This window comes from Agromyces sp. NPDC055658 (assembly GCF_053618155.1).
The window spans coordinates 37,380-53,145 of the sequence record NZ_JBSHHD010000031.1; the positions used below are offsets into that span (position 1 = coordinate 37,380).

Genomic DNA, 15,766 nt, shown 5'->3' on the forward strand with positions numbered 1-15,766 from the left:
ACGCCGCCCCGCCGACATCCCCGGCAGCCGGCCCGCGCGTCGCCTTCCGACCGCTCGGCCGGGAACTCGATGATCCCTAGACTGGGCGCGTGCTCACCGCCGTCATCCTGCTCGCGATCGTGCCCGCGTGCCTCATCCTGGTGCTCGGGCTCGTCGCACGCGCGTTCGCCGCGCAGCCCGTGACGGCCCGCGTCGTGCAGTACGCGCCCGAGCGCGGCACGACGCTGCTCCGCGATGCGGTGCTCGCCGACGCCGACAAGCGGGCCGCCGCGGCGGCGCTCATCGACCTCGCGGTCAAGCGCAAGGTGCGGCTCATCGCCGGCACGGCGGGCGCGTCGGCTGCGGGCACGGCGGGCGGCGCGTCCGGTTCCCGCTCCCGGGAGCCGATCGGCGTGGAGCTCACCGACGGCGCACGGCTCACCACCGCCGACACCGCCTTGCTCGAGGTGCTGTTCGGCCCCGAGCACACGGGCGCACGCCTGCGCCGCTTCTCGGCCGACCGCAGGGCGCTGGCCGGGCGGCTGAAGACGCTCATGACGTTCACCGAGCTCGCGCTCGCGCGCGAGGGACTCGTCGGCGACCGGCGCGTCACCTGGCCCGGCACGACCCTGACCGTGCTCGCCTACCTCGGCATGCTCGTCGAAGCGCTGCTGCTCGTGTTCACGCTCATCGCGGGCGACTGGACCGCGTTCTTCGCCACGCTCGCGGCCGTGGCCGTGACGATCGCGACGATCTTCGTCACCCCGGCCTCGTGGCGACGGTACCTGCCGCCGTCGCTCCCGCATCGCGAGCACCTCGCCGGACTTCGCCGCTACCTCGAGGTCGCCGAGGCCGACCGGCTCCGCGTGCTGCAGTCGCCGAGCGGAGCGGAGCTCCGCGCCGACGCCCCGGCCGGGTCGATCGGCGGCGGGCCGTCGATCGGCGCCGACCCCGAGGCATCCGCGCAGCTCGAGCGCTTCCACCTGCATGAGCGCCTGCTGCCGTACGCCGTGCTGTTCGGCCTCGAACGGGAGTGGCTCGCGAAGCTCCGCCTCGAGGCCGACACGCTCGCGCACACGAACGTCGACACGCTCGGAGACCTCGTCGACGTCACCGCGGAGGTGGCCGCCGCGATCGACGCCGCGGGCGGCGTGCTCGAGCTGACCGCCGTGGTCGGCGACCTCGTCGACGGCACCGGTTCGGTGATCGAGGGCATCGGCGGCATCTTCGAAGGGCTGGGCTCATGAGCCTCACCGACCTCGAGCAGGCGATCTCGATCGACCTCGACGGCACCGCGGTCTCGGGCGTCTACGCCCGCCCGGCCGGCGGCGATGCCTCGGCCACGATCGTCGTCGCGCACGGCGCGGGCGCGGGCATGGATCATCCGTTCATGTCGGGCTTCACGCGGGCGCTGAACGCCGACGGATTCTCGACCCTGCGCTTCAACTTCGCGTATCGCGAGGCCGGACGCCGCTTCCCCGACCGGCCGCCCGCCGCGATCGCGGCGTGGCGAACGGTCATGGGGGTCGCCGGCGAGCTGGCCGTGCAGGCCGGGCGTGCGGGCGAGCCGGTCTGGGCAGCGGGCAAGTCGTTCGGCGGGCGCATGGCCTCGATGGCCGTCGCCTCGGGCATGGATGCCTCGGGGCTCGTGTTCCTCGGGTACCCGCTGCACGCACCGGGCAAGGCCGACAAGCCGCGCGACGAGCACCTGCCGGGCATCACGATGCCGATGCTGTTCCTGCAGGGGCGCAACGACCCGTTCGCGATTCCGAACGAGCAGCTCGACGCGGTCGCGGAGCGGGTGGGGCCGAACGCCGTCGTCGAGTGGATCGACGGGGCCAACCACTCGTTCGAGGTGAAGGGCGCGAAGCGCCCCGCGGCCGAGATCGGTGCGTCGCTCGCGGAGCGCGCGGCCTCGTTCGTGCGCGCGCACGCCCCGTCGGCCGAGTAGGCGCGCAGCGCGGTATCGAGACCGCAGCTCCGTCCGTCGACTCGGCGCGCAGCACCGTTTCGCGACCACGGCGAAGACCCGGCGCGCACCCTGCCCCGCCGCGTACGCTGGCCTCATGGGCGACGCACGGTCGACCGGATGGCTCCTCCCCGCGGCCGCGGGTGCCGCGGCGGCGGTCTTCGGCGCGGGCCTCGGCGAACTCGTCGCCGCGGTGATCGCACCCGAGTCGGGGCCGGTGGTCGTCATCGGGTCCGCGCTGATCGATCTCGCGCCACCGTGGGCGAAGGACGCCGCGATCGCCCTGTTCGGCACCGCCGACAAGCTCGCCCTCGTCACCGGCATCGTGCTCGTGCTGCTCGTCGCGGCGTGCGGTGCGGGCGTCCTCGAGTCACGCCAGCCGCCGTGGGGAAGCGCGGTCTTCGCGGTGTTCGGCGTCGCCGGGGCGGTCGCCGCCGCGACGCGTGCGAACGCGCCGATGCTCGCGGTCGTGCCGTCGCTCGTCGCGGGCGCGGCCGCCGTGGTGGCGCTGCGGGTGCTCGTGCGACGGCTCGCCGCGGTCGCCGGCGTCGAGACGTCGCGGCGCCCCGCCTCGACCGCCCCAGGCGAGACGCCCGCTTCCGCCACTCCAGCAGCCACAGGCGACACGCCCGCTTCCGCCACTCCATCCGCCGCACGCGAGACGCCCGCCCCCACGGCCCCAACCACCCCGCACGAGGCACTCGCCCCCGCCACCCCAGCCACCACTCGCGAGACATCCGTCCCCGCCTCGGGGGCCCGCACGACGCGACGGGCGTTCCTCGGCTGGGCGGGTGGCGCCGCGGTGATCGGCGCGCTCGCCGCCATCGGCGGTGCTGCGATCCAGGCCGGCGGGCGGGCGGTGACGGCGGTGCGCGAGGCGATCAGGCTGCCGACGCCGGCCTCGAGGGCGTCCGTGCCGCCGGGCGCCGACCTCGGCATCGACGGGCTCGCCCCGGTCATCACCCCGAACGCCGACTTCTACCGCATCGACACGGCCCTCGCGGTGCCCGTGCTCGACCCGGCCGACTGGAAGCTGCGCGTGCACGGCATGGTCGAGCAGCAGTTCGAACTCACCTGGGACGAGCTGCTCGCCCTTCCCCTCGCCGAGAGCGTCACGACGCTCGCGTGCGTCTCGAACGAGGTCGGCGGCGATCTCATCGGCAACGCGGTTTGGCTCGGCTACCCGATCCGCGAGTTGCTCGCCCGTGCGCGCCCGCTCCCGGACGCCGATATGGTGCTCTCGCGCAGCTCAGACGGCTTCACGGCCTCGACGCCGATCGAGGTGCTGCAGGACGACCGCGACGCGATCCTGGCCGTCGGCATGAACGGCGAGCCGCTGCCGATCGAGCATGGCTTCCCGGTGCGCATGGTCGTGCCGGGCCTCTACGGCTACGTCTCGGCCACGAAGTGGGTCGTCGACCTCGAGGTCACGCGATTCGACCGGGCGCGCGCGTACTGGACCGACCGCGGCTGGAGCGACCACGGCCCCATCAAGCTCTCGTCGCGCATCGACGTGCCGCGGCGCGGACAGTCGGTCGAGGCGGGCGACGTGGTCGTCGCCGGTGTCGCCTGGCACCAGCACACGGGCATCGAAGGCGTCGAGGTGCAGGTCGACGAGGGCGCGTGGCGGCCGGCCGAACTCGCCACCGCGATCTCGGACGACACCTGGGTGCAGTGGCGCTTCGCATGGCCGGATGCCTCGTCCGGAAGCCACACGCTGCGGGTACGCGCGACCGGCGCCGACGGCGAGCTGCAGACCGCGGAAGAACGCCCGGTCGTGCCCGACGGCGCCACCGGCCTGCACGAGATCACCGTCGACGTGCGCTGACGCGCGGGGTACGAGACGTCGCTGCGCTCCGGCGCCACTCGCGCCGGCCCTCCGTCGCACCCATCGCCATTCCTCCCCGCCCGCACTCGTCCTCCCCAGCCCCGGACCGGAGCGTCCGGTCGACGATGAGCCGTCGCGTGCGACGCGGCACCCCGCGCGGTGGGAGCATCCCTCCCGAGAGCCTGTTCACAAGTCCACAGATCCACACGCAGGTCGTCCACAAGTCCACAAATCCACACGCAGGTCGTCCACAAGTCCACACGCAGGTCGTCCACAAGTCCACAAATCCACACGCAGGTCGTCCACAAGTCCACAAATCCACACGCAGGTCGTCCACAAGTCCACAAATGCACACGCAGGTCGTCCACAAGTCCACAAATCCACACGGTCGGCGAATCGTTGGTCGCCAGTCGACGCGACGACCGCCACCACCACCTCCACCACCACCACCACCACCACCGAGGAGCTTCAGATGGCGACGCGAACGATCCGGGTCGACGACGGGACCCACCGAGCGATCGGCGATCTCGCCTACCTGCTCGACAGCACGCGAACCTACGTCGTCGCGGATGCGATCACCGAGTACGCGGCGCGTCGGGGATCGATCGTCAGGATCGACGGGCGGGTCACGTTCGACGAACTGCCGGTCGCCGATCGGCTCGCGCTCCGGCGCGATGAGCTGATCCGCGTGTTCGCGAAGCGCGAGGCGACCGACATCCGGTTGATCCACTTGGGCGACACCGCCGAGCACGGGCCGGCCGAAGCCGAGGGCGCCGAGGACGAGGACGACGACGCTCCGTGGGTGCCGCCACGTCCGCTCGAGCTGCTCGTCACGACCGCGCTGCATCGAGGCAGCGGCGAGGCGTACGCGCTCGAGCGCATCGCGTCGAAGCTGCTCCGCACGCGCGTGCACGTCGAGTCGGCGACGCGACTCGAACTCTTCGACAAGCGGGCGCTCGAGCGCGCCCGAGCAGCATCGACGCCCCTCACCGAGTGGGCGAGGGGCGTCGAGCCCGAGGCATCCTCGACCTAGCCCAGGCGGGGCGTGCGCGGCGGCGCGGTGCGGCGCGATCCGGTCGCCTCGAAGGCGGCGGCGAGCGTGAGCAGCTCCGTGTCGTCGTAGGCACGTCCCGCGAAGGTGAGGCCCACCGGCATGCGGATGTCGGCCATCGTGCCCATCGGCACCGTCACGGTCGGGATGCCGAGGTGGCGCGGCACGAGGTTGCCGTTCGCGACCCAGACGCCGTTGCGCCAGCCGAGGTCGGCCGAGGCCTCGTTCACGTCCATGTCGGCAGGGCCGACATCGGCGACCGCGGGGAACGCGACGGCATCGAGGCCGAGTCCGTCCATCCACTGCTCGAGGTCGATGCGGCGGGTCTCCTCGAGGCCGCGCACGCCCGCCTCGAGCTCGGGGATCTCGGTGAACGACGCATACGGGTGCTCGCGCACCTGCGCCGGATACTCGGCGATGTCGTCGTCGAAGCCCGTGTAGCGGTCGGGCAGCGCGCCCGGCGGCTGCGGGAAGATCGTCGCGCCCTCGACGCCCGTGAGCGTCGAGAGGGCCGGGTCGCCGTTGGCCTGCAGGAAGTCCTCCCACGCCCACGCCGACAGGTCGACGATCTCGTACTTCAGGAACTCCTCGCTGACGAGCCCGCGGGTCTTGACCGTCGGCGCTCCGGGGCGGTCGCCCTCGTAGTTCGTCACGACCGGGAAGTCGACGTCGACGACCTCGGCGCCGGCCGCCTCGAGGTCGCGGCGCGCGGCCTCCCACAGCTCGATGACCGACTCGCGCGTCTCGACCCGCTCGCCGGTCGGACCGCCGATGCCGCCGTCGGGGTTCGTGCCGGCCTCGGGGTCGGCGTTGATGTACATCTTCGGCACGCCGATGCGCTTGCCGGCGAGCGCGGCACGAGCCGCCGACGCGTCGACCGGGGCGAGCGCGGGATACGACGCCGGTCGCACCGCGGACGACGCGGGGATCCGCACCCACGGCTGTGCGCGCCAGAAGTCGCCGCGCGTCTCGGGGTCGTCGGCGACGATGACGTCGAGCAGCTCGAACAGGTCGGCCATCGTGCGGGTGTGCGGCACGACGACGTCCATGGTCGGCACGAGCGGCCAGTTGCCGCGCACCGAGATCACGCCGCGCGACGGCGTGTACGCGCACAGCGCGTTGTTCGACGCCGGCGCGCGCCCGCTCGACCAGGTCTCCTCGCCCAGGCCGAATGCGCCGAACGACGCCGCCGTCGCGGTGCCCGACCCGTTCGACGAGCCCGAGCCGAACGCGCTCGTCAGCCACTCGGCGTTGTACGGGCTCTCGGCCCGGCCGTAGACGCCGCGCTGCATGCCGCCGTTCGCCATCGGCGGCATGTTCGTGAGCCCGATGAGCACGGCGCCGCCGGCGCGCAGCCGCTCGATCGTGAACGCGTCGCGCTGCGCGACGAGGTGCTCGAACGCGGGCGATCCGGCGGCCGCGGTGAGCCCCTTCGCGAGGTAGCTGTCCTTCGCGGTGTACGGGATGCCGTCGAGCGGCCCGAGCACCTCGCCGCGCGAGCGACGCTCGTCGGAAGCACGGGCCTCGGCCGCGGCATGCGGATTCATGACGACCAGCGCGTTGAGCGCGGTCTCGGTGCCCGACGCATCGTAGGCGGCGATGCGCGCGAGATACGCGTCGAGCAGCTCGACAGCGGTGGTCTCGCCCGCCTCGAGCGCGGCGCGCAGGCGCTCGATCGGCGCCTCGACGACGTCGAACCCGCTCATCGGGCCACAGCCGGCTGCTGCTGGGTGATGCAGTGGATGCCGCCGCCACGGGCGAAGATGTCGCGCGAGTCGACCGTCACGGCGCGCCGACCGGGATAGGCGGCCTCGAGGATCTCGCGAGCCGCGGCATCCGCCCGCTCCTCACCGAAGCCGCACGCGATGATGCCGTCGTTCACGACCAGGTGGTTGACGTAGCTGTAGTCGACGAAGCCCTCCTCGTCGCGCAGCGTCTCGGGCGCGGGGATGTCGACGATCTCGAAGCGCCGCCCCGCGGCATCCGTCGCCTGCTCGAGCACCGCGCGCAGCTCGCGCGTGACCTCGTAGTCGGGGTGGTCGGGGTTCTGCTGCGCGTGCAGCAGCAGCTTGCCGGGCGAGGTGATGGTCGCCACGATGTCGACGTGGCCGTTGGTGCCGAACTCGTCGTAGTCGCGGGTCAGGCCGCGCGGAAGCCACACGACCTTGGTCGCGCCGATCGTGCGGGCGAGCTCGGCCTCGACGCGGGCCTTGTCGGCGTAGGGGTTGCGGCGCGGGTCGAGCTGCACGGTCTCGGTGACGAGCACGGTGCCCTCGCCGTCGACGTGGATGCCCCCGCCCTCGTTGACGAGCACGCTCGACACCAGTTCGGCGCCGACGAGCGGGGCGACGAAGCGGGCGATCTCGGCGGACTTGCGCCACTCGGCCCACTCGGGGGCGCCCCAGCCGTTGAACGTCCAGTCGACGGCACCGAGCACGCCGGGGCGCTCGTCGTCGACGACGAAGGTGGGGCCGAAGTCGCGCATCCAGAACTCGTCGAGCGGGGCCTCGACGATCTCGATCTCCGAGCTCAGCATGCGGCGGGCGCGGTCGAGCTCGGTCGGGTCGACGACCATCGTGACGGGCTCGAACTCGGCGACGGCGTGGGCGACGGCCGTCCACGCTGCGTAGCCCTGCTCGCGCTCGGCGAGTTCCTCGCCGAGGGTGAACCCCTCACGGGGGAACGCCATCCAGGTGCGCTCGTGCAGTGCGGTCTCACTCGGCATGCGCCAGGCCATGCGTGGTCTCCCCTTCGAGATGGTGCGGTTCGTTCGTCGTGCGGTCTTCGCGTTCGATGCGGATGCCGCCTTTATTGACCAAATGATCAATATTGCTGCGAGATTACCTACAATGGGTGATCATGTCAACGCCGACCCGACCCCGCGCCGCCCGCAAGTCGCCCGACGAGCGCACCCGCGACATCGCCCGGGCCGCGCACCGACTGGCGCTCGAAGAGGGACTCGCGGCCGTCACCCTGCGCGCCGTCGCCGCGCGGGCCGGCGTCGCCCCCGCCCTCGTCGCCCACTACGTGCCGAGCATGGAGTCGCTCATCGCGAGCACCTTCTCGACCGTCGTCGGCGCCGAGATCGCCGAGGTCGAGGGTCTCGTCGCAACGCTCGACGGGCCGCGCGCGCAGCTCAGCGGCATCATCCGCACCGTGCTCGACGGTACCCGCGACGACGTCACGGTGGTCTGGGTCGAGGCCTGGGCCCTCGGCCGGCGCAACGAGAGCCTGGCCCGGGCGGTGCGCGAGCAGATGGACGCCTGGCAGTCGGTGCTGCAGGGCGTCATCGAGGCGGGCGTGCGCTCGGGCGACTTCGAGACGACGGACGCCTCGGGCGTCGCGTGGCAGCTCCTCGGCATGGTCGACGGGCTCAACGCCCAGGCACTCGTGCGCTGGGGCGACTCGGCGCACCGCGGCGAGCTGACCGCGCACGCGGTCGAGGGCATGCTCGGGCTCGCGCGCGGTGCGCTCGGGTCCCACGTTCCGGTCGTCGAGTAGGCGCGACTCGCCGGTCGAGCAGGCGCGCAGCGCCGTATCGAGACCACGGCCCCGCCTGTGCCGGTCCGCTTCGCTACTCGACCGACCGCCCGTCGAGCCGTGCCCGCGCGAGCTTCGGCGGTGCCATCACGAGCCACGCCTCCTCGACGAGTTCGGCGAGCCGCTCGTCGCCGATGCGGTCGAGCCGCGCGAGGATCGCGGGCCACCCGTCGAAGTGGGGAATGGTGAAGAACACATCGGGATCCTCGTCGATGAGCCCGAGCTTCTCGTGTTCATCCTCGACGCGGGCCCCCATGATCGGGCCGGGCTGCTCGTCGAGGCCGAGGTGCGCGAGGTCGGTCTTGCGCAGCGGCCGCTCCCACACGAACCCCTTGCCGTGCACGCGCCAGTGCGCCGAGCCCCAGCTCACCGCCTCGCTCGTGTCGGGCAGCGCGAGCGCGAGGCGCCGCAGCAGCTCCCAGTCGGCCATGGGCGTCACCCTACGCCGCGGGGTCGGCCGCGGCATCCCCCGGGCCCACTCGAGCCGCCTCGCTCGCCCGACCGATGTCGCACGCTGACGCTACCTTGGGAGCACGCCCGGCGAGAGGAGCACGATGTACCTGCTGAACGGCATCGTCGTGACGAGTGCGAGCGACCTCAAGAAGGCGAGCGACTGCGAGTTCGCCTTCCTGCGCGAGCTCGACGTGAAGCTCGGTCGCGACACGCTGTTCGCCCCGCTCGACGACCCGATGCTGCGCCGTGCCGGCGAGCTCGGCGACGCGCACGAACTGCGGGTGCTCGAGCGGTACCGCGCCGAGTTCGGGCCGGGCGTCGTCGAGATCGATCGACCCGACGTGCGCGACGCCGAGGCGGTGGCCGCGGCGACGAACGCCACGATCGCGGCGTTCGAGGCGGGTGCGCCGGTCGTGTTCCAGGCGACCTTCTCCGACGAGCCCGTGCCGGGGCAGGGGTTCATCGGCTTCGCCGACTTCATCGTGCGCCAGCCCGACGGCCGGTACCGGGTGCAGGACTCGAAGCTCGCCCGGCACGCGCGCGTCACCGCCCTGCTGCAGCTCGCCGCCTACGCCGAGCAGCTCACGCGGCTCGGCGTGCCGCTCGACGACACGGTCGAGCTGCTGCTCGGCGACGGTTCGGTGAGCGCGCACCGGCTCGACGACATCCTGCCCGTCTACCGCGAACGCATCGGACGCCTGCAGCGCATCGTCGCCGACCGCGTGGCCGACGCCGGCCCGGTCGCCTGGGGCGACCCGCTCTACACGCAAGACGGCCGGTGCCCCACCTGCGAGCTCGAAGTGCAGGCGAACCGCGACGTGCTCATGGTCGGCGGGCTGCGCGTCACCCAGCGCGAGCCCCTCGCCGCGGCCGGCATCACGACGATCGACGCCCTCGCGGCCTCCCACGATCCCGTGCCGCACGTGATGGAGGCGACGCTCGACAACCTCCGCGCCCAGGCCCGCCTGCAACTGCGGGCCGAGGTCGAGGCGACCGAGGCCGTCGCGTCGGGCGCGTGGCGCGAGGGCGACCCGCCGCTGCCGCCGCCCGTCGGCGTGCGCGATGCCCGCGCGATCGCGGCGATCCCCGAGCCGAGCCCGGGCGACCTCTTCTTCGACTTCGAGGGCGACCCGCTCTACACCGAGGGCGACGGCACGAAGTGGAACCTCGACTACCTCTGGGGCATGGTCGACAACTCCGAGACCTATACGGCGTTCTGGGCGCACTCGTTCGCCGAAGAGCGCGTCGCGCTCGAGCGCTTCCTCGAGTTCGTGAAGCTGCGTCGGCAGGTGCATCCCGACCTGCACATCTTCCACTACGCGAGCTACGAGCGCACCCACCTGACGTCGATCGCCGCCCGGCACGGCGTCGGCGAGGCCGAGGTCGACCAGCTGCTGGCCGACGGCGTGCTCGTCGACCTCTACCCGATCGTGAAGCGCGCGGTGCGCGTGGGCAGCCGCTCGTACTCGATCAAGAAGCTCGAGCCGTTGTACATGGGCTCCGAGCTCCGCGAGGCCGACGTGAAGTCCGGCGCCGACTCGATCACCGAGTACGTGCGCGCGGGCGAGCTGCAGGCGCTCGCACTGGCGATCGGCCCGGCATCGCCCGTCGAGGCTGCGGATGCCGCGGCCGAGGCAGCGCGCATCCTCGACGACCTCGCCGACTACAACCGGTACGACTGCGTGTCGACGCTGCGCCTGCGCGACTGGCTGCTCGCGGTCGGTGCGCGCGAGGGCGTCCGGCCGGTCGCGGCGTCGCTCCTGGCCGACCGCGCCGAGGGCAAGATCTACGAGGCCTCGCCGCTGGCGCTGCAGCTCAAGTCGCTCGTACGCGATCGCGAAGAGCGGGCCGTGCGGTCCGCGGCGAGGGCCGGCGGTGTCGCGACCGCGATCGGCACCGCGCGTCGCGACGCCGACACCGAGGCCCTCGCGCTCGCCTCGGCGGCGATCGACTACCACGCCCGCGAGGCGAAGAGCTTCTGGTGGTCGCACTACCTGCGCTGCGACCAGCCCATCGAGAGCTGGGAGGAGCACCGCGACGTGCTCGTCGTCGACCCGGCGCGCTCGCGCGCGATCGGCAACTGGTACGAGGAGCCCCGGTGGAACAGCGCGCGTCGCGAGCTGCTGCTCGACGGGCGGATCGCACCGGGTTCGCGGTTCAGCGTGGGCGGCGACGTCTTCCTGCTCTACGACTGGCCGGCACCGTTCCCGTCGCAGTCGACCCGGCCGGGCCAGCGCGCGTGGTCCAACGCGACCGTGGTCGAGGTGACCGATGCGGGCGTGCGCGTCGAGGAGCGCGGCCATCCCGGCATCACGTGGCGCGACCTGCCCCTCGCGATCGCCCCCGGGGCCCCGCCCCGCGCCGACGCGCTGCGCGACGCGATCGCCGAGTGGGCCGCCCCGATTCCCGGGCGCGCGCCCGAGCTGCCGCTCGACCCCGCGATGGACATCCTGCGGCGGCGTCCGCCGCGCGCGATCGGCGGCCTCGCGCCGCTCGACGCCGCGCACGACTACCAGTCCGCCGTCGTCGAGTCGGTGCGGCGCCTCGAACGCTCGTACCTCGCCGTGCAGGGCCCGCCCGGCACCGGCAAGACCTACCTCGCCGCCCATGTGATCGCCGCGCTCGTGCGCGACCACGGTTGGCGCATCGGCGTCGTCGCGCAGTCCCACTCGGTCGTCGAGAACGTGCTCGACTCGGTCGTGAACACCGCAGGGCTCGACGGCGACCTCGTCGCGAAGCACCTGAAAGACGCCGGCGAGGCCGACCGGCACGGGTTCACGGCACTCGCCCGTAAAGACGACGTGGCGGCCTTCGCCGCCGAGCGCCCCGGCGGGTACGTCATCGGCGGCACGGCATGGGACTTCTGCAACGTCCGACGCATTCCGCGAGCCTCGCTCGACCTCCTCGTCATCGACGAGGCGGGGCAGTTCTCACTCGCCTCGACGATCGCCGTCTCGGTGTCGGCGAAGCGGCTGCTGCTGCTCGGCGATCCGCAGCAGCTGCCGCAGGTGAGCCAGGCGCTGCATCCCGAGCCGGTCAACGCCTCGGCGCTCGGCTGGGTCGCCGACGGCCACGACGTGCTGCCGCCCGAGTACGGCTACTTCCTCGCCGAGAGCCGGCGCATGCACCCCGCCGTCGCGGCGCCGGTGTCACGGCTGTCGTACGAGGGCGAACTGCGCTCCCACCCGGTGGCGGCCGGTCGTGCGCTCGAAGGCGTCGCGCCCGGGGTCACGCCGATCCCCGTCGAGCACGAGGGCAACTCGACCTTCTCACCCGAAGAGGCCGACGCGGTCGTGCACCTCGTGCGCTCGCTCATCGGCCGCGACTGGACCGACGCGACCGACTCGCCGACCGGGCCCGCGATGTCGCCGCCGAGACCGCTCGACCAGCGCGACCTCATCGTCGTGACGCCCTACAACGCCCAGCTCGGCACGGTGCGCGAGGCGCTCGACGCGGCCGGGTTCGCCGACGTCCCCGTCGGCACGGTCGACAAGTTCCAAGGCCAGGAGGCGGTGGTCGCGATCGTCTCGCTCGCGGCATCCTCGGCGGCGAGCGCGCCCCGCGGACTCGAGTTCCTGCTGCTGAAGAACCGGCTGAACGTCGCGATCTCGCGAGCCAAGTGGGCGGCGTATCTCGTGTACTCCCCCGGGCTGCTCGACGGGCTGCCGCACCGGGCCGAGGGCGTCGCGCAGCTCAGCGCCTTCATGCGGCTCGTCGACGCACGCGGTTCCCGCGCGGCGCCCCTCGAGCCGCGAGTGGCCGAGCCGAGCGTCGTGAGCTGAGCAGCGCTCCGCGCGGAACGGTCTCTGCGCCGCTCAGTTCCCGAAGTCGAGGCGGGTGCCGCCCAGGCGCTCGGCTCGCAGCCGGATGACGACCCGGCCCTCCGCGACCGCCTCGTCGAAGAAGTCGCTGGGGTCCGCGGGGCGAGCGGCCTCCGGCACGAGCGCGAGCAGCTCCCGCCCGACCGCGTCACCGGGCTCGACGGTCGGCGCCGACACTTCGGCGAGTCCCTCGACCGCGGCGTACGACCAATGGTCGTCGGCCGAGACGTGCAGCGTCGCCCTCGGGTTGCGCCTGAGATGCGTCGCCTTGAGCCGGGTGCTCGTCGTTGAGAAGCGCGCGACGCCGGCCGAGGCATCCCAGCCGTAGAGCATCGTCGTCAGGTGCGGCTGCCCGTCGCGCTTCAGCGTGGCGAGCACGCCGAAGTTCTGGGCGGCGAGCAGGTCGGAGGCTTCGGCCTCGGTGAGCGGCACGGGTCCGGCGTTCTTCGTCATGTCAGGGCGAACCCGGTTCGGCGTCGCGGCATTCCGTCGATGACGGCCGAAGACGCGGAACATCCGTCGAGCGGGCCGCACGCCGCGCTCGGGAATATCGCAGAGGGTTCCTGCGTAGGGTATGCACGTGACTTCCTCTGCAGCGCACCCCGACCGCATCACCATGTACGGCGCCGCCTGGTGCGGCGACTGCCGCCGTTCGAAGCGACTGCTCGACGCCCGCGGCGTCGACTACGAGTACGTCGACCTCGAGGTGAACGTCGAGGCCGCCGACATCGCGAAGTCGATCTCGGGCCGCACGAACATCCCCGTGGTCGTCTTCCCCGACGGCACGCACTTCACCGAGCCCACCGACGCCGAGCTCGGCGCGAAGCTCGACGAGGAACTCGCCGCGTAACTCGCTGCGGGGCGACACCCGAGCCGGGATCGCCGTGAGCAACGCGTGAGTTCCCGCGTGCACGCCGTTCGGGTCGCGTAACAATCGCGCACGTCCGGCCGACCCGGCGTACAACGGAGACATGCCTTCGACCTCGCGGTGCCACGCATGACGCTCACGCGCCTGCTGCCGACGCTGCGGCGCTCGATCCCCGATCCGATCGCGCCCGAGCACTGGCCCGCGGGCACCCGCGTCACGACGACCGATGTCATCGTCGGCGGGTTCTCGATGCTCCGCCTCGCCGAACGCGACGGCACCCCGTTCGCGCACCTGGATCCCGCCCCGGCGCGCACCGGAGGCGTCGGTCGCACGCGGCACCTCGGCGTCGTGCTCGCCGCCGTGCGCGCGATCTCGACCGTCGGCGGCCGCCGTGAGGCTGAGCTCGACGCCGGATTCGGACCCCATCGCCCCGACTGGGCGGAGGCCCGCCTCCTCGGTCGCGCGTCGACCGCGCGCGTGGCGCCCGTCTCGGTCCGCTTCGCGGCGGGTGGACGCCTCGCGCTCGCGCCGCTCGAACTGCCCGGCGACCTCGCGGTCGGCGACCTCATCGCCGTGCCGATCGAGGCGCACGGCATCACGATCAGCGTCGCAGGCGCCGACGTCCGGACACGACCGCTGAAGCCCGCACTCAACGCCTGACCGCGGCGCCGCCCGCAGAATTCAGGACGAGCGCGATCTCACGCTCGCGTACGCACCCGTGACCCGGCTCGTCCTGAACTACGCGGGGCCCGCTCAGCGCAGCGCCGGCACGACCTCAGCGGCGAACAGCTCGAGCCCCGAGCGGTCGTACGCCGCCTCGGGCGCGTAGAGGATCGCGTAGTCGAGCCCCACCGCACGGCGCTGCTCGAGCTTCGCGACGATCTCGTCGGGCGTGCCGACGAGCGCGCCGGGCGCGGTGACGTAGTAGCTCTCGACGGCCTTCGCGGCACCGTCGGCGCCCAGGTGCGGAACGAGCCGCTCCTCGATGCGGGCGAGGCGGGCCGCGACATCCGCCGTCGACGAGCCGACCACGGTGTTGAAGTTCATCGAGCGGGTGATCGCCGAGGCATCCCGCCCGATCGCCTCGCAATGGCCGCGCAGCACGTCGTCCTTGTGCGCGAACTCCTCGAGCGAACCCGTGAAGTTCGTGTAGTCGGCGTACGTCGCCGCGATCTTGAGCGTCACCTGCTCGCCGCCGCCGGCCACCCAGATCGGGATGCCGCCGGCCTGCAGCGGCCTCGGCTGCGCGATCGCTCCGTCGACCTGGTAGTACCGGCCGTCGAGGGTCGCCTGCCCGGTCGTCCACGCCTGGCGCATGATCTCGACGCCCTCGCGCAGGCGCCCGAGCCGCTCGGGCACGGGTGGGAAGCCGTAACCGTATGCGCGCCACTCGTGCTCGTACCAGCCGCCGCCGATGCCCATCTCGACGCGGCCGCCCGAGATCAGGTCGGTCGTCGCCGCGACCTTCGCGAGGTAGGCGGGGTTGCGGTAGCTCATGCACGTGCACATCTGGCCCAGGCGCACGCGGGAGGTCGACGCGGCGAACGCGGCCATGAGGCTCCACGCCTCGTGCGTGGCCTCGGTCGGCGACGGCTCGGGCGTCGTGTGGAAGTGGTCATAGACCCAGATCGACTCGAACGGCGAGTCGGCGCGGTCGGCGAAGGACGCCACGTCGCTCATCACCGCCCAGTGCTCGGCGGGGTCGATGCCCACGAGGTCGAAGCGCCATCCCTGAGGTACGAACATTCCGAATCGCATTCCGTCAGCCTATGAGCATCCGGGGGCGAGCCCGTTCCGGGATTCAGCGTCAGCACTGAGGCCGCGGTCCGGGTCGAGGCGTACCGTCGGCCCAATGAACGGTCAGCTCCACTGCGATTACTCCGCCTCCGACTTCGATGCCACGGTCGTCGAGACCTGCGACGCGCGCCTCATCCGCGTGACCGGCCACGGGCTCGCCCCGAGCCACGGCTGGCACCTCGAACTCGTCGCCGCCAACCCGGGCGTCGTCGCCCACCCCGAGAGCCTGTGGCTCGAACTCCGCGAGACCGCACCGGGCGAACCGCGCCCGCGAGTGCTCACCGAGGTGCCCGTCGAGGCCATCATCGAGGACCTCCACGCCAAGGAGATCATCATCCGGTTCCGCTGGCGCGAGGGCTTCCGGCTCGCGCTGCGCGAACGCGTTCCCGCGTTCCGCTGAGCCGGCGCCCCTGCGGCGCGCGACCACGACACGACGGATGCCTCGGGGCCGGCCCCGAGG

General features: G+C 72.7%; 14 protein-coding genes. 9 read left to right on the top strand and 5 right to left on the bottom strand.

Going from position 1 to position 15,766, the window contains the following annotated elements; all coding sequences use genetic code 11:
- Positions 1-89: 89 nt before the first annotated feature.
- The 4 genes from ACWGPE_RS14570 (at position 90) to ACWGPE_RS14585 (ending at position 4,809) form a co-directional block, all read left to right on the top strand.
- A complete protein-coding gene (locus ACWGPE_RS14570; RefSeq protein WP_231429830.1) occupies positions 90-1,226 on the top strand; it encodes a DUF2207 domain-containing protein in 1,137 nt (378 codons plus the stop codon).
- The gene (locus ACWGPE_RS14575) at positions 1,223-1,930 is read left to right on the top strand and encodes an alpha/beta hydrolase family protein (protein ID WP_376930581.1); all 708 of its coding nucleotides are present in this window, start codon (positions 1,223-1,225) and stop codon (positions 1,928-1,930) included. The genes ACWGPE_RS14570 and ACWGPE_RS14575 overlap by 4 nt, the downstream gene beginning before the upstream one ends.
- A gap of 115 nt (positions 1,931-2,045) precedes the next feature.
- Positions 2,046-3,776, top strand: a complete 1,731-nt coding sequence (locus ACWGPE_RS14580; protein ID WP_452048968.1) for a molybdopterin-dependent oxidoreductase — start codon at positions 2,046-2,048, stop codon at positions 3,774-3,776.
- Positions 3,777-4,248: 472 nt separating this feature from the next.
- A complete protein-coding gene (locus ACWGPE_RS14585; RefSeq protein WP_452048969.1) occupies positions 4,249-4,809 on the top strand; it encodes a hypothetical protein in 561 nt (186 codons plus the stop codon).
- Here ACWGPE_RS14585 and ACWGPE_RS14590 read toward each other — a convergent pair.
- Both ACWGPE_RS14590 and ACWGPE_RS14595 read right to left on the bottom strand, forming a co-directional pair.
- Entirely contained in the window at positions 4,806-6,533 is a 1,728-nt protein-coding gene (locus tag ACWGPE_RS14590; RefSeq protein WP_452048970.1) for an amidase, read from the bottom strand. The genes ACWGPE_RS14585 and ACWGPE_RS14590 overlap by 4 nt on opposite strands.
- Positions 6,530-7,564, bottom strand: coding sequence for an agmatine deiminase family protein (locus tag ACWGPE_RS14595; RefSeq protein ID WP_452048971.1), 1,035 nt, complete (start codon positions 7,562-7,564; stop codon positions 6,530-6,532). The genes ACWGPE_RS14590 and ACWGPE_RS14595 overlap by 4 nt, the downstream gene beginning before the upstream one ends.
- Before the next feature lie 122 nt (positions 7,565-7,686).
- Between ACWGPE_RS14595 and ACWGPE_RS14600 the strand changes: the two genes are divergently transcribed.
- On the top strand, positions 7,687-8,328 hold the full coding sequence (locus ACWGPE_RS14600; RefSeq protein WP_275505289.1) for a TetR/AcrR family transcriptional regulator: 642 nt from the start codon (positions 7,687-7,689) through the stop codon (positions 8,326-8,328).
- Positions 8,329-8,401: 73 nt separating this feature from the next.
- Here ACWGPE_RS14600 and ACWGPE_RS14605 read toward each other — a convergent pair whose 3' ends face one another.
- Complete coding sequence (locus ACWGPE_RS14605) at positions 8,402-8,797, bottom strand: MmcQ/YjbR family DNA-binding protein (protein ID WP_275505288.1); 396 nt, start codon at positions 8,795-8,797, stop codon at positions 8,402-8,404.
- A 124-nt stretch (positions 8,798-8,921) separates the two neighbouring features.
- Between ACWGPE_RS14605 and ACWGPE_RS14610 the strand changes: the two genes are divergently transcribed.
- Positions 8,922-12,602, top strand: coding sequence for a TM0106 family RecB-like putative nuclease (locus ACWGPE_RS14610; protein ID WP_452048972.1), 3,681 nt, complete (start codon positions 8,922-8,924; stop codon positions 12,600-12,602).
- Positions 12,603-12,635: 33 nt separating this feature from the next.
- Here ACWGPE_RS14610 and ACWGPE_RS14615 read toward each other — a convergent pair whose 3' ends face one another.
- A complete protein-coding gene (locus ACWGPE_RS14615; protein WP_231429821.1) occupies positions 12,636-13,094 on the bottom strand; it encodes a PPOX class F420-dependent oxidoreductase in 459 nt (152 codons plus the stop codon).
- Between the two features lie 127 nt (positions 13,095-13,221).
- Between ACWGPE_RS14615 and ACWGPE_RS14620 the strand changes: the two genes are divergently transcribed.
- A complete protein-coding gene (locus ACWGPE_RS14620; protein ID WP_275505287.1) occupies positions 13,222-13,491 on the top strand; it encodes a glutaredoxin family protein in 270 nt (89 codons plus the stop codon).
- A gap of 147 nt (positions 13,492-13,638) precedes the next feature.
- Entirely contained in the window at positions 13,639-14,169 is a 531-nt protein-coding gene (locus tag ACWGPE_RS14625; RefSeq protein WP_376930588.1) for a hypothetical protein, read from the top strand.
- Between the two features lie 93 nt (positions 14,170-14,262).
- On the opposite strand, the gene ACWGPE_RS14630 is transcribed toward ACWGPE_RS14625, so the two are convergent.
- Complete coding sequence (locus tag ACWGPE_RS14630) at positions 14,263-15,267, bottom strand: LLM class F420-dependent oxidoreductase (protein WP_452048973.1); 1,005 nt, start codon at positions 15,265-15,267, stop codon at positions 14,263-14,265.
- A gap of 94 nt (positions 15,268-15,361) precedes the next feature.
- On the opposite strand from ACWGPE_RS14630, the gene ACWGPE_RS14635 reads away from it, so the two are divergent.
- Complete coding sequence (locus tag ACWGPE_RS14635; RefSeq protein WP_452048974.1) at positions 15,362-15,706, top strand: hypothetical protein; 345 nt, start codon at positions 15,362-15,364, stop codon at positions 15,704-15,706.
- Positions 15,707-15,766 lie beyond the last annotated feature (60 nt).